This window comes from Sphingomonas donggukensis, assembly GCF_023674425.1.
GTDB classification, from domain to species: Bacteria; Pseudomonadota; Alphaproteobacteria; order Sphingomonadales; family Sphingomonadaceae; genus Sphingomonas; species Sphingomonas donggukensis.
The window spans coordinates 334713-348049 of record NZ_CP098401.1; the positions used below are offsets into that span (position 1 = coordinate 334713).

At 68.1% G+C, this 13337-nt stretch carries 14 protein-coding genes; 5 read left to right on the top strand and 9 right to left on the bottom strand.

The features are described 5' to 3' along the window. Positions 1-2: 2 nt before the first annotated feature. From M9980_RS01550 to M9980_RS01560, 3 genes are read right to left on the bottom strand one after another with little or no spacing between them, the layout of a single operon-like run. Positions 3-890 (bottom strand): F0F1 ATP synthase subunit gamma, encoded by an 888-nt coding sequence (locus M9980_RS01550; RefSeq protein ID WP_250752641.1) that lies wholly within the window; start codon positions 888-890, stop codon positions 3-5. An 11-nt stretch (positions 891-901) separates the two neighbouring features. Beyond that, on the bottom strand, positions 902-2431 hold the full coding sequence (gene atpA, locus M9980_RS01555; RefSeq protein WP_250752643.1) for a F0F1 ATP synthase subunit alpha: 1530 nt from the start codon (positions 2429-2431) through the stop codon (positions 902-904). Between the two features lie 11 nt (positions 2432-2442). Next, positions 2443-2997 carry a F0F1 ATP synthase subunit delta gene (locus tag M9980_RS01560; RefSeq protein WP_250752645.1) on the bottom strand — a complete coding sequence of 185 codons (555 nt, stop codon included), beginning with the start codon at positions 2995-2997 and terminating at the stop codon, positions 2443-2445. Positions 2998-3163: 166 nt separating this feature from the next. Here M9980_RS01560 and M9980_RS01565 point away from each other — a divergent pair, with 166 nt between their 5' ends. Continuing rightward, positions 3164-3547: a MarR family winged helix-turn-helix transcriptional regulator gene (locus M9980_RS01565; RefSeq protein ID WP_250752647.1), complete on the top strand. Its 384-nt coding sequence runs from the start codon at positions 3164-3166 to the stop codon at positions 3545-3547. A gap of 62 nt (positions 3548-3609) precedes the next feature. Then, positions 3610-4269 (top strand): hypothetical protein, encoded by a 660-nt coding sequence (locus tag M9980_RS01570; protein ID WP_250752649.1) that lies wholly within the window; start codon positions 3610-3612, stop codon positions 4267-4269. Here M9980_RS01570 and M9980_RS01575 read toward each other — a convergent pair. After that, positions 4266-5039, bottom strand: coding sequence for a COG4705 family protein (locus M9980_RS01575; protein WP_250752651.1), 774 nt, complete (start codon positions 5037-5039; stop codon positions 4266-4268). The genes M9980_RS01570 and M9980_RS01575 overlap by 4 nt on opposite strands. 101 nt (positions 5040-5140) lie before the next feature. Continuing rightward, positions 5141-6523 carry a DEAD/DEAH box helicase gene (locus M9980_RS01580; protein WP_250752653.1) on the bottom strand — a complete coding sequence of 461 codons (1383 nt, stop codon included), beginning with the start codon at positions 6521-6523 and terminating at the stop codon, positions 5141-5143. 299 nt (positions 6524-6822) lie between these two features. On the opposite strand from M9980_RS01580, the gene ada reads away from it, so the two are divergent. After that, positions 6823-7848, top strand: a complete 1026-nt coding sequence (ada, locus tag M9980_RS01585; RefSeq protein WP_250752655.1) for a bifunctional DNA-binding transcriptional regulator/O6-methylguanine-DNA methyltransferase Ada — start codon at positions 6823-6825, stop codon at positions 7846-7848. Between the two features lie 169 nt (positions 7849-8017). Here ada and M9980_RS01590 read toward each other — a convergent pair whose 3' ends face one another. The 3 genes from M9980_RS01590 to M9980_RS01600 all read right to left on the bottom strand — a co-directional run bounded on the left by M9980_RS01590 (position 8018) and on the right by M9980_RS01600 (position 10711). After that, positions 8018-8803: a transglutaminase-like domain-containing protein gene (locus M9980_RS01590; protein ID WP_250752657.1), complete on the bottom strand. Its 786-nt coding sequence runs from the start codon at positions 8801-8803 to the stop codon at positions 8018-8020. A 70-nt stretch (positions 8804-8873) separates the two neighbouring features. Next, positions 8874-9209 (bottom strand): low molecular weight protein tyrosine phosphatase family protein, encoded by a 336-nt coding sequence (locus tag M9980_RS01595; RefSeq protein WP_250752658.1) that lies wholly within the window; start codon positions 9207-9209, stop codon positions 8874-8876. Between the two features lie 5 nt (positions 9210-9214). Continuing rightward, on the bottom strand, positions 9215-10711 hold the full coding sequence (locus M9980_RS01600; protein ID WP_250752659.1) for a S1C family serine protease: 1497 nt from the start codon (positions 10709-10711) through the stop codon (positions 9215-9217). Positions 10712-10798: 87 nt separating this feature from the next. Between M9980_RS01600 and queC the strand changes: the two genes are divergently transcribed. Then, positions 10799-11488 carry a 7-cyano-7-deazaguanine synthase QueC gene (gene queC, locus M9980_RS01605; protein WP_250752660.1) on the top strand — a complete coding sequence of 230 codons (690 nt, stop codon included), beginning with the start codon at positions 10799-10801 and terminating at the stop codon, positions 11486-11488. After that, positions 11485-12117 carry a 7-carboxy-7-deazaguanine synthase gene (gene queE / locus M9980_RS01610; RefSeq protein ID WP_250752661.1) on the top strand — a complete coding sequence of 211 codons (633 nt, stop codon included), beginning with the start codon at positions 11485-11487 and terminating at the stop codon, positions 12115-12117. Before queC ends, queE begins: the two co-directional genes overlap by 4 nt. Before the next feature lie 353 nt (positions 12118-12470). Here queE and M9980_RS01615 read toward each other — a convergent pair whose 3' ends face one another. Continuing rightward, on the bottom strand, positions 12471-13142 hold the full coding sequence (locus tag M9980_RS01615; RefSeq protein ID WP_250752662.1) for a hypothetical protein: 672 nt from the start codon (positions 13140-13142) through the stop codon (positions 12471-12473). Positions 13143-13337 lie beyond the last annotated feature (195 nt).

Below are 13337 nucleotides of genomic sequence, written 5' to 3' on the forward strand. Positions count from 1 at the left end.
CTTTAGAGCGCTTCGGCGCCGGAAATGATTTCCACCAGTTCGGTCGTGATCGCGGCCTGGCGGGTGCGGTTGTACTGGATGGTCAGCTTCTGGATCAGGTCGCCGGCGTTGCGGGTGGCGTTGTCCATCGCGGTCATCTTGCTGCCCTGTTCGGACGCGGCATTCTCGCGCATCGCCCGATAGAGCTGGATCGCGACGTTGCGCGGGAGCAGGTCGGCGAGGATCGATTCCTCGTCGGGCTCGTACGTCACCGCAGCCATACCGGTGTCCGCGGACGCCTTCGTCTGGCCGGCGTCGACCTTCACCGGGATGATCTGCTGCTCGGTCGGCTCCTGCGTCAGCACCGACTTGAAGTTCGAGAAGAACAGGTGCGCGACGTCGAACTCGCCCTTTTCGAACCGCGCGATCAGGTCGTCGGCATAGCCGCGGGCGTCGGCGAAGGTCAGCTTGCCGAGGTCGCCCGGCTCGATGCCGTGCAGCATGTTGTCGCGGTAGATGCGCGACAGCACGTTCCGCGCCTTCTTGCCGATCGTGTAGAATTTGACGGTCTTGCCCTCGGCCATCATCTCGGCTGCGCGCCGACGGGCGAGGCGGGCGATATTGGTGTTGAACGCGCCCGCCAGGCCGCGATCGCTCGACGCGACGACGAACAGGTGGACCTGGTCCTTGCCGGTGCCGGCCAGCAGCTTCGGGCTGCTTTCGCTCACCGTCACCTTCGATGCCAAGCTCGCGACGACACGCTCCAGCGTCGCGGCATAGGGACGACCGGCCTCCGCCGCTTCCTGCGCACGGCGCAGTTTCGCGGCGGCGACCATCTTCATCGCCTTGGTGATCTTCTGCGTCGACTTCACCGAGCCGATGCGAAGTTTCAGTGCCTTGAGGGAGGCCATCTAGTCAGCCCTTATGCGAACGTCTTCGCGAAGCTTTCCAGCGCCGCCTTGAGCTTGTCGCGAACGTCGTCCTTCAGGTCCTTCGCCTCGCGGATCGCCGTCAGGATGTCGCTGTGGTTGGCGCGCATGTCGGCCAGCATCGCCGCTTCGTAACGCACGACGTCCTGCACCGCGACCGCGTCGATATAGCCCTGCGTGCCGGCGAAGATCGAAACCGTCTGCTCCTCAAACGGCAGCGGCGAGAACTGCGGCTGCTTCAGCAGCTCGGTCAGGCGCGCGCCGCGGTTCAAGAGCTTCTGGGTCGAGGCGTCGAGGTCTGAGCCGAACTGCGCGAACGCCGCCATTTCGCGGTACTGCGCGAGCTCCAGCTTGATCGAGCCCGACACCTTCTTCATCGCCTTGGTCTGCGCAGCGGAACCCACGCGGCTGACCGACAGGCCGACGTTGATCGCCGGACGGATGCCCGCGAAGAACAGGTCGGTTTCGAGGAAGATCTGGCCATCGGTGATCGAGATCACGTTGGTCGGGATATAGGCCGACACGTCGCCCGCCTGCGTCTCGATGATCGGCAGCGCGGTCAGCGATCCGCCGCCGTTCGCGTCCGACATCTTGGCCGCGCGCTCCAGCAGGCGGCTGTGCAGGTAGAACACGTCGCCGGGATACGCTTCGCGGCCCGGCGGGCGGCGCAGCAGCAGCGACATCTGGCGATAGGCGACGGCCTGCTTCGACAGATCGTCGAACACGATCAGCGCGTGCATGCCGTTGTCGCGGAAATACTCACCCATCGCGGTGCCGGTGTAGGGCGCCAGGAACTGCAACGGAGCCGGCTCCGACGCGGTGGCGGCGACGACGATGGAATATTCCATCGCGCCATTTTCCTCCAGCGTGCGGACGAGCTGCGCGACGGTCGAGCGCTTCTGGCCGACTGCGACATAGACGCAGTACAGCTTCTTCGACTCATCGTCGCCGGCATTGGCCGTCTTCTGGTTGATGAAGGTATCGATCGCGACCGCCGACTTGCCGGTCTGGCGATCGCCGATGATCAGCTCGCGCTGGCCACGACCGACGGGAACGAGCGCGTCGATCGCCTTCAGGCCCGACTGCATCGGCTCGCTGACTGACTGGCGCGGGATGATGCCCGGCGCCTTCACCTCGACGCGGCTGCGCTGGTCCGACACGATCGGCCCCTTGCCGTCGATCGGATTGCCGAGGCCATCGACGACGCGGCCCAGCAGGCCCTTGCCGACGGGGACGTCGACGATCGTGCCGGTGCGCTTGACGGTGTCGCCCTCACGGATTTCGGAGTCCGAACCGAAGATCACGACGCCGACGTTGTCGGCCTCCAGGTTCAGCGCCATGCCCTGCACGCCGTTGGCGAATTCAACCATTTCGCCGGCCTGGACGTTGTCGAGGCCGTGGATGCGGGCGATGCCGTCGCCGACCGACAGCACCTGGCCGGTCTCGCTGACCTCGGCCTCGGTGCCGAAGTTGGCGATCTGGTCCTTGATGACCTTGGAGATTTCAGCGGCGCGGATGTCCATTGTCTTAGCCTTCAGCCTTTCATCGCGTGGGCGAGAGAATTCAAACGGGTCTTGATCGAGCTGTCGATCATCTGGCTGCCGATGCGGACGACGAGCCCGCCGAGCAGCGACGGATCGACCTTCAGATCGACGGAAACTTCGCGGCCGACGCGGGCGCGCAGGCCCTGCTTCAGCGCATCGACCTGGGCGTCGGTCAGCGGATGGGCCGACGTCACTTCGGCGGTCGTCTCGCCGCGGTGGTTGGCGGCCAGGCTGCGGAACGCGCGGATGATCGCGGGCAGATCCTTCAGCCGGCGGTTGTGGGCCAGCACGCCCAGGAACTTGGTGGTGGTCGGATCGAGCTTCAGCGAGGTAGCGACGGCGGCGATCGCCGCGCCTGCCGCACCGCGCCCGATCACCGGGCTGGTCGTCAGCGCCGCGAAATCGGCCGACTGGTCGAGCGCCGCGCGCACGGTCGCCAGGCTCGCCTCGACCGCGTCGATGGTCTTGGCATCACGGGCCAGCTCGAACAGCGCGGTCGCGTAGCGCCCGCTTAGACTTGCCTGAATACCGCCGATGCTTTCCACGGACGCAATGTTCCTCTTGGGGAGTCTGGGTTCGACCCGCGGGAGATGAGCCGAATCTCGTCCGGCCCCCGACGGGTCGCGGCGCGGTTAGCACCGTGCCCAGGATCATGCAACGGGGCTTGGGGAGCTGGTTGACAAGGAAACTGTTTTGACGACTGAAAGGCGCATGAACGACACCTCGACCTCCCTCGATGATGCTGCCGGTCACCGGTTGCGTCTGGCCGCGGCCCGTGCGTCGCAGCAGATCGGAGTGGTGCTGGCGCCCCATGCCCTGACGCCGATCGCCTGGACGGCGCTGCGACAATTGCACGACAGCGGCCCGGTCGCGCCGAGTGTTCTTGCCGATGCCTGCGGGCTGACGCGCGGCGCGGTCACGAAGCTGGTCGATCGGCTGCGGGAGCGCCGGTTCGTCGTCCGCGCTGCCGCCGGGCGTGACGATCGGCGGTACCAAACGGTGGCGCTTACCGGGGCGGGGGCGACGCTGGTGCGCGAACTGGCGCCGCTGGTGGCCGCGTGCGACCGGCACGCCGCGTCCGACGGGGCTGGCTAGTCCGGCGTAGAACTGATTACATTGGCGGCGCGGCGGGGGCCGCAAACGCATCGAACGGGGGAATGATGTTCAAGGTTGCTATCGTCGCGGCTGTCGCCGCAGCCACTCTGGCCGCGGCCGACACGGCGCCGGTGCAGGCCTGGCAGGTCGCAGGCGTCGAGATGAGCATGAAGACGCCTGCCGGCTTTTGTGCACCGACCGGGACCGGGGCCGGCGTCGCGCAGATGGTGGCCGCGACCGACGAAGCCAGCGTCACCCACCTGACGATGTTCCAGTGCGGCGATGCCGACGGCTCCAAACCCGATTATTTCATGGTCAAGACGCCCAAGGCCGCACTCACCGTCACGACGGAGCGCGCACCGTTCCTCGACTCGATCGCCGCGGCGATGAAGACGCCGACCATTCAGGCCCGCATCGGCACGGTCACCAACGAGGACGTGGCAAAGAATTTCGACAAGGTGTTCGGCGACCGCCCTGATATCGGCGGGGCGATCAAGCCCCTCGGTCGCGATGACGTCTGCGTCTATCTCGGCGGCGTCATGAGCTACAAGACGCCCCTGATCAGCTACTCACGGGCGGTCAGCGGTTGCATCACGGCGGTCGGCGGCAAGGTCATCACCATCACGCGGTACAGCGACGGCGTGCCCGCCAACGTGGTCAAGCACCTCGCCACCGTTCGCGCGATGGCATTGGCGGTGAACGCGAAGGCGCCTAAGCCCTAGGCGTTACGCCCAACCGCCGGATGCCCGCCCGCCCGCTGTGGCAGGAGCAGCACCAGCAACAGGATCGCCGCCCCCAGCACCAACGACGCCAGCGGGCGGCTGAATGCGAGGCCGCCGTGGTCGATCGGCTTGTCGAGCAGGTCGCCGACTGCGGCACCGAGCGGGCGGGTCAGGATGAACGCCGCCCAGAACAGCAGCACGCGACTGGCGCGAGTCCAGTAATAGGCCGCGGCGACACCGGCCAGTAGCACGCCGAACACCAGCGCCGCACCGCCATAGCCGAGGCCACCGGTATCTGCGGTCCAGTCGCCCAGCGCCGTGCCCAGTGTCTGAGAGAAGGTGATCGTCACCCAGTAGAAGACTTCCGCCCGCGGCGTCGCCACCGTGTCGGCATCGATCCGCCCGAGCGTCCGGTGCCAGATCGCGAGCGACGCCAGCACGCATCCGAACAGCAGCAGCGATCCGCCCGGATAGCCGATCCACAGCGACCGCGTCGCGAAATCGGCCATCGTCGTGCCCGCCGTGGTGGAGGCGATGATCGTCGCCCAATAGAGCAGCGGGCGATAGCGGTCGGCGGCGATCTGCGCCACGACCAGCACGACCAGGATAGCGGCGAAGATCGCGGTGCCGACCAGATAGCCGAGGTTCATCGACATGCTGACGGTGTCGCCGGCGGTTTCGCCCAACGTCGTCGCCAGGATCTTGATGATCCAGAAGCCCAGCGTGATCGCCGGCACCTTCGACAGCGCGTCTCGTTCGGTCTCGGTCATCGCTCGTCTCCCGCGCTACCGCGTCGCGCGCCCGGCAGATAGCAGAACGGCGACCGGGTGTCCCCAGGTCGCCGTTCCATCTTTCGCTTGAGGTCTGGCGCTTACCGCCCGCGTCCGCCGCCTGCGCTGCGCTGGCCGCCGCCCGGACGACCGCCGCCGCTGCCGGCGGGGCGTGCGCTGAACTTCTTTTTCGCGGGGAAGAACCGGCGCTCGCCCTCGGGTGCCGCGGCACCGCCGCCGCTGCGACCGCGACCGCCGCCCTGCTGGGCGCGACCGTTGCGGCCATTCTGCTCGTCGCGGCTCATCACCACCGGCTTGCGCGACTTCACCAGCTTCGCGGCCTCGGCCTGGAAATCCTCGGGCAGCGAGCGGATCGTCACCTTCTGGCGCGTCAGCTTCTCGATGTCGCGCAGATACGGCTTCTCGTCGTCGGCGCAGAAGCTGATGGCGATGCCGTCGGCGCCGGCGCGCGCGGTGCGGCCGATGCGGTGGACATATTGCTCGGGCACGTTGGGCAGCTCGAAGTTGAACACGTGGCTGACGCCCGACACGTCGATGCCGCGCGCGGCGATGTCGGTGGCGACCAGGATCGGTACCTCGCCCGAGCGGAACAGGCCGAGCGCGCGTTCACGCTGCGGCTGGCTCTTGTTGCCGTGGATCGCGTTCGACGCGATGCCATTCGCCTCCAGCAGCTTCACGACGCGGTCGGCGCCGTGCTTGGTGCGGGTGAACACCAGCGCGCGGTCGATCTTCAGCTGCATCAGCGCCATCGTGAGCAGCGCCTGCTTCTCGGTCTGGTTGACGAAGATCACCTGCTGCTCGACGCGCTCCGCCGTCGTCGCGACCGGGGTCACGCGGACCTCGACCGGATCCTTGATGAACTGCTCGGCCAGCTCGCGGATCGTCTTGGGCATGGTGGCGGAGAAGAACAGCGACTGGCGGCGATGCGGCAGCAGCTTCACGACACGCTTCAGCGCATGAATGAAGCCCAGGTCCATCATCTGGTCGGCCTCGTCGAGCACGAAGATCTCGACCGCCGACAGCGTCAGGTGACCCTGTTCGATCAGGTCGACCATGCGCCCCGGCGTCGCGACCAAGATGTCGCAGCCCTTCGACAGGTCGACCTTGTTCTTGTGGAGAGAGGTGCCGCCGAACACGGTGACGACCGACAGGCGGCTGCCCTTCGAATACAGGCGCGCGTTGTCGGCGATCTGCGCGGCAAGCTCACGCGTCGGCGCCAGCACCAGCATGCGGCACTGGCGCGGCATCGGGCGGACGTTGCTTTTGACGAGACGATCGATCGACGGCAGCACGAACGCCGCGGTCTTGCCGGTGCCGGTCTGTGCGATGCCGAGCAGGTCGCGACCCTCGAGCAGCGGCGGGATCGACTGCGCCTGGATCGGGGTGGGGGTGGTGTAGCCCTTGGCGGTCAGGGCATCGAGGACGGGCTTGGACAGGCCGAGCTGGTCGAATTGTACGGTCATGAAATCTGGACTCTACGAAATGGAGTCGGCGCGCGACGCCCCGAAATGCGGAGCGCGCGAAACGACGGGCCATGTGGGTCGCGCCAAACCGACGGCGACCCGTTGATGGCGACCCGCGTGATTGGGGAAGCTTTGGGAAAGCGAAGCCGAGCCGGGGGCGAAACCGCCCGATCACGCAGCCTTCTGACGGGCTTCGCAGCTGCAGCATATGCGGCGGCCGCGTCGGGAAGTCAAGGTCGAGCGTTTTGACCGCAAGCCACGGGACGCAAAAGTGCGGCGGCTGGCATATATATCCTGACATGACGCAGATCGACGACGCCAGAGCCTGGGCCGCTTTCGTGAGCCGCGACCGCCGCTATGACGGGCGGGTCATCGGCGCGGTCACCACCACCGGCATCTATTGCAAGCCGTCATGCCCGGCACGCCGCCCGAAGCGCGAGCATGTCGTGTTCTACCCCGACGCCGAAGCCGCGCGCGCCGCGGGGTATCGCGCCTGCCTGCGCTGCCTACCCGACGCTGTGGGGCGGGACCGGGTGGCGGTGGCGGAAGCGGTCGCGCTGCTGGAAGCCGCCGAGAATTCCATCGGCCTCGACGCGCTTGCGGCGCGGGTCGGCTATGCCCCGCACCATTTCCACCGCCTGTTCAAGCGCGCCACCGGGGTCACCCCCGCCGCCTATGCCCGCGGCCTGAAGGCGCGTCGCGCCGCCGATGCGCTGGGCGGCGAGGAGACCGTGACCGCGGCGATCTACGACGCCGGCTATTCCGCCCCCAGCCGCTTCTACGAAACCGCACCCGCCCGGCTGGGCATGACGCCGTCGGCGTGGAAACGGGGCGGGGCGGGGGTGACGATCCGCTGGACCGTTGCTGACACCAGCCTCGGGGCGCTGCTGATCGCCGCCACCGACAAGGGGCTGTGCCGCGTCGCCTTCGACGAGGATTGGGCGAGCCTGTCGATGCGCTTCCCGAACGCCGAGATCGTTCAGGGCGGCGCCGCGCTCGCCGATCTTGCCGCGCGTGTCGTCGGCGAAGTCGAGAGCCCCGGTCGCCACACCGACCTGCCGCTCGACGTGCAGGGCACCGCGTTCCAGGAAGCGGTGTGGGCCGCGCTGAAAGCGATCCCGAAGGGCGAAACCCGCAGCTACGCCCAGATCGCCGCCGCCGCCGGCTCCCCCTACGCCGTCCGCGCGGTCGGCACCGCGTGCGGATCGAACAATGTCGCGGTGGTCATACCCTGCCACCGCGTGACCCGCAGCGACGGCGCGGTCGGCGGCTATGCCTATGGCCCGACCCGCAAGGCTGCGCTGTTGAAGCGCGAAGGAGAGTGATCCGGCAGATTGGCCAGTCTGACGCTCACTCCAACCGTTCGCCTCGAGTAGTCGTCGAGCTTGTCGAGACGACGTATCGAGAGGTGGGTGCCACAGGAGAGCCTCTCTCGATACGGGCTCTCGACCTTGCTCGATCCCTACTCGAGACGAACGGTTGAATGGATGCTGGTCAGGCCTCGGAAACCGCGCTCACCCGCACCCGCTGCTCGCAGAACACCGCATTGCCGTAGCTGGTGAGGAACGCGACGTCGGCGGCATCGCGACCGACGCCGATCTTCGCCATGTCCTCCGCCCGCGCCATGCCGGTCGGGTCGACCAGATGCCACGCGCCGTCCAGGAACACCTCGGCGACAGCGTGGAAATCCTGCGGGTCGACCCCCAGCGCATAGACGCTGGCGATGCGCGCCGGAACGCCCGCCGCGCGCGCCAGCGTTATCATCACATGCGAATAATCGCGGCACACCCCCTTGCGCTGGACGAAGCTTTCCATCGCGGTGGTGAACGACGCGCTCGTGCCCGCTTCGTAACTGAAGTTGCGCTCGATCCAGTCGCGGATCGCGGCGATGCGCTCGCCCCCGCACAGATGCTCGAACTCCGCCGTCACGAATTCCTCGAACAGGTCCGACTGGCAATAGCGCGACGCCATCAGATACTGGACCGCCTCGCCCGGCAGCATGTGGAACGGCGTCGCCGCCAGCCCCGCCAGGTCGGCGACGATCCGCTGCGGCGTCACGGTCGCGCGGTAATCGACGGTCAGCCGCCCGCGCAGGCGCAGCCAGATGCGGTCGCCGATCATGTCGTGGCCGCTGACCCGCGCGAAATGCTCGACCGGGGAGATGTCGATGCGCGCATCGCGCACGACCTGCTCGGGGATCATCGCCGCCTCGACCTGCAGCAATATGTCGCTGGTTTCGGCAAAGTCGTAGGACAGGCGGGCGTCGATCTGGATACTCATCGCCCGCGCTAGGCGCATGATCCGCGGGCACGCGCAAGCACCGGCACGCGGTTTATCGTCCTGATCCGGGTCAAGTCGCGGAGCCGGGAAGGTGTCGCGCCATGCGCGCCCGCAGCAACCCGATCAGATCCGGGTCCATGAACCGGTAGTCGTCCGGTATGTCGAGGCAGACGATGCGCTTGCCGTGCAGTGCAGAACGGAACCGCGTCCGTACCTTCGCGCGGTGCGTGCGCTCCATCACCACGATCAGGTCCGCCCAGGCGACGAGTTCGTGGGTCAGGGGATTTTCGGCGTCGTTGTTGGTGCCCGCCGAACTCACCTCAATGCCGGGAAAATCGGCGAAAACCTGCTCGGCGGTCGGGCTGCGCAAGCGGTTCTGGCTGCACACGAACAGGATGGTCCGCACGCCGCTCACCCCGCCGGCTTGCACGTGTACACCAGCTTCTCATTGGGCAGTTGCGGCAGGGCGGCGCGGATCGCGGACTGCTGGCTCGACAGGTTGGCGCGCGCCGCGCCGTCGTCGGTGCAGGCCTTCACGCTGACGCCCTTTCGCAGCCGCCGCGCCTCGGCCATGCGCGCCGCGTCGAGGAAATAGCGGGTGTTGGTGTAGGTCCGCGTCGCCGGCTGGTACGCCAGGATCGACACGGTCGATTCGCCGTCGGGCACCAGCACGCGAGCGTAGCCGCCGCGGCCGTCCTCGGCATATTGGGTGCGTCCGTTGATGCAGCCGTTGCCGCCCCAGCTGAGCTTCGTATCCTCGGGCTGCGAGACCGTGACGCGGCTGCGTGCCGCGTCGAAACTGCACAGCATCGGGCCGGTGGCATCGGCGGTCGTCGCCCGCGCCGCGTGCGCCGCGGCGACGCTGCGCGGGTCGAACGACGGCCGCAGGAAGAAGGTCGCGATCGCGCCGATCACCAGCACCCCGCCGGCGACCGCCACGTAGCGCCAGCGTCGGTCGCCGCGCGACAGCAGCAGTCCTGCCGCCCCGAGCGCCAGCGCACCCGCGACCAGCACCAGCGCCGCCGCCGCCATGTAATTCTCGCGGCGCACCTGCGCGGCGGCGCGCCCCTCGACCAGCGCCGCGTCGCGCGCAGCGGCCTGACGCGCCATCGCCTCGCGGCTGGCGACGTCGCTCGCGCTTTTCGCATCGTCGTCGGCTGCGCGGTCTGCGGCCAGGCGTTCCTCCATCGTCATGCACGGCGTGCCGACGCTCGCGACCGGCTGCTTCGCCTCGCGCAGGAACGCGATCAGCTCGGTATCGGCGATGGCGAGGGCAAAGCTCGCATCGCCGTCGTCGCCGCGGGTCAGCGCCGAGTTGACGCCCAGCACCCGGCCGCACCGGTCGAGCAGCGGCCCGCCCGAATTGCCCCGCGCGATGCTGGCGGTGTGGAGCAGCATGTCGGTGCCCGCGAGACTCCGCCGACCGGAGAACACCCCCTGCGATCGCACCGGCGACGTCGGCGTGATGAAGTCCGCCGCCGAGCGCGCCGTCGCCAGATCGACGTTGCCGGGATAGCCGAGCGCGATCATCGCCTCGCCTTCGCCCGCCGGCCCGGCATACAGCGCCAGCGGGGCGAGCCGCACGCCCGTCACCTCGATCAGCGCCAGGTCGCGGGCGGGATCGACCGCGACCAGCTTGCCCTGCACCGACTGGTCACCATCGGACGGTACCACGCCGATGACGACGTTGCCCGGATAGCGCGCGGCGAGTTCGACGACATGCGCGTTGGTGACGATGCGCGTGGGTGAGATCGCGAAGCCCGATCCGTGGCCGAAGCCCACCACCTCGTCCTCCGCCACAGCGATGGTGACGACCCGCACGACCCCGCGGCCTGCGGCGGTGATGTCATCGGCGTGCGCGGGCGGGGCGACCACCAGCATTGCGAACAGGGCTAGGAGAAAGCGCATCGGGCGGCGGTGTAGCCGATCCCGACCGCCGCGGGAAAGGGCACGGCATTGCAGCGCGGGCGCGACAGGCGTAGGGGCGCGCGGATCATGACACTTCCGCAAACGACCGCCGTCGTCCTCGTCTCGGGCGGCCTCGACTCTATGGTATCCGCCGCGCGGGCGCGGGAGGATGGCCACCGCATTCTCGCGCTGTCGGTCGACTACAACCAGCGCCACCGCGTCGAACTCGCCGCCGCGCGCCGCGTCGCGAGCGCGCTCGGGGCGGAGCGCCATGTCGTCCTGCCGCTCGACCTGTCGGCGTTTGGCGGATCGGCGCTGACCGACGACATCGCGGTGCCGAAGGGGGGCGTGGAGCCGGGCATCCCGGTCACCTATGTCCCTGCACGCAACACCATTTTCCTCAGCCTTGCGCTCGGCTGGGCCGAGGCGGCGGGCGCGCGCGACATCTATATCGGCGTCAACGCGCTCGACTATTCGGGCTATCCCGATTGCCGCGCCGAATTCATCGCCGCGTTCGAGGGGCTGGCCGACATCGCGACCAAGGCGGGGGTGGAGGGTGCGCCCTTCCGCATCCGCGCGCCGCTGCAACACATGACCAAGGCCGATATCGTGGTCGAGGCCGCGCGGCTGGGCCTGGACGCCGGGATCAGCTGGTCGTGCTACGATCCGGCACCGGGCAGCGTCCATTGCGGCCTGTGCGACAGCTGCCGCCTGCGCGCCAAGGGCTTCGCCGACGCCGGGCTGCCCGATCCCACCGTCTACGCGACGACGCCGTGAGCTACGCGGTCAAGGAGCTGTTCCTGACCCTGCAGGGGGAGGGCGCGAACGCCGGGCGCCGCGCGGTGTTCGTGCGGTTCGCCGGCTGCAACCTCTGGTCGGGGCGCGAGCAGGATCGCGCCACCGCGGTCTGCAAATTCTGCGACACCGATTTCGTCGGCACCGATGGGGCGGGGGGCGGCAAGTTCGCCGATGCGGACGCGCTCGCCGCTGCCGTCGTCGCGGCATGGGGCGACGGCGACGCCCGCCGCTTCGTGGTCGTGACCGGGGGCGAACCGATGCTCCAGGTCGACGACGCCTTCGTCGACGCGCTCCACGCGGCGGGCTTCGAGATCGCGATCGAGAGCAACGGCACGTTGCCGGTCCACCCCGGCATCGACTGGGTCTGCATCAGCCCGAAGGCGGGCAGCGACGTTGTCCAGCGTAAGGGCGACGAACTTAAGCTGGTGTGGCCACAGGACGGCATCGATCCGGCCGAACTCGAAGGCTGGGACTTCGCCGATTTCCTGATCCAGCCGATGGACGACGCCCGCGGCCAGGCGAATGTGGCGGCGGCGATCGACGTGGCGATGGCGCGGCCGAAATGGCGGCTGTCCTTGCAGACGCACAAGCTGCTCGGGCTGCGCTGAATTCGAGCCGGGTCGCTGCGTCACCGCTCCGCTTCCGTGCGGTGCGATCCCCCACGCCTGCCAGTGCTGTGCCGTCCCCCCGTTCGTGCTGAGCGCAGTCGAAGCACATGCCAAGAACGGTGCGCCCGTGACATGTGCTTCGACTGCGCTCAGCACGCACGGTGAGGGTCCAGTTGGCGCGCCGCGAAAAGCTGGGTTTTGGCCCCCACCGACTTAACGCCGTCCCTACAAAAAATCCGTTCGTTTCGAGCGTAGTCGAGAAACCGCAGCGGTAGAGCCCGTGGCAGTTTCTCTACTACGCTCGAAACGAACGGATTGCAGGTCGTGTCGGGGAGCAATACCCCCCAATCACGTCACCCGAACGTCTGCGCCCCGCACTTCTTCGCGACCCAGTTCTCGTTCTTCCAGCACACCTTGTCCCAGCGCGGGCCGGTCCAGCGCGGGACGTAGATGCCCCAGGGGAATTTCTGTTCGCCCGACAGCACCAGGCTGTTGCGCAGCTGGCGCAGCCGCTCCTGCGCCAGCGTGCCGAAGCTGCCGCGCGGGGTGAACACCGCCAGGTTCGCGATCTCGCCGGCGGTCTGGCAGAAGGTCAGCTGCGCGCCGACCGTCGAGAAGCTCGAATAGACGCGCGTGCCGTACTGATCGAGCGCGGTCTGGCCGGCCTTCTTGCTGGGCGCGACGCGGACGAAATAATTGCTGAGCGTCGCATAGGATGCGTTCAGCTCGGCGCCGTGATCGCCCAAGATCTTGTTGTAGTTATAGAGCGTCAGCAGCGGCGGCATGAACTGGCACTGCAGCGCGGCGACGTTCAGCCCCGCGCGCATGTTCCAGATCAGCGCGGCGCGCAGCTCGTCGGGCGTAGCACCGGGCAGCGCCTGCGCCAGGATGCCGGGCTCGGCCCCCGTCACGATGGCACCGCGCAGATCGGGCGGCTGGAAGAAGAATTGCGCCGAAGCGGGGAGGGCGGTGGTCGCGGCGGCGATCGCGGCGACGGGGGCAATCAGGGTACGCAACAGCTTCATCGACAACCTCTCGTGCCGCGCGATCGTTCGGGCGACGCGGGCACGATTAGGCAATTCCGGTAACCTTCCCAAGCGGTTTCTCGCAATTTTCAGCGGGCTTGCCCCGCCGCCCCGGTGAAATGCCGCGCAGAACAACGAAAAGGGGCCGCCCGGTCGCCCGGACGGCCCCAAATCTTCGAAACCGAAACTACGGCC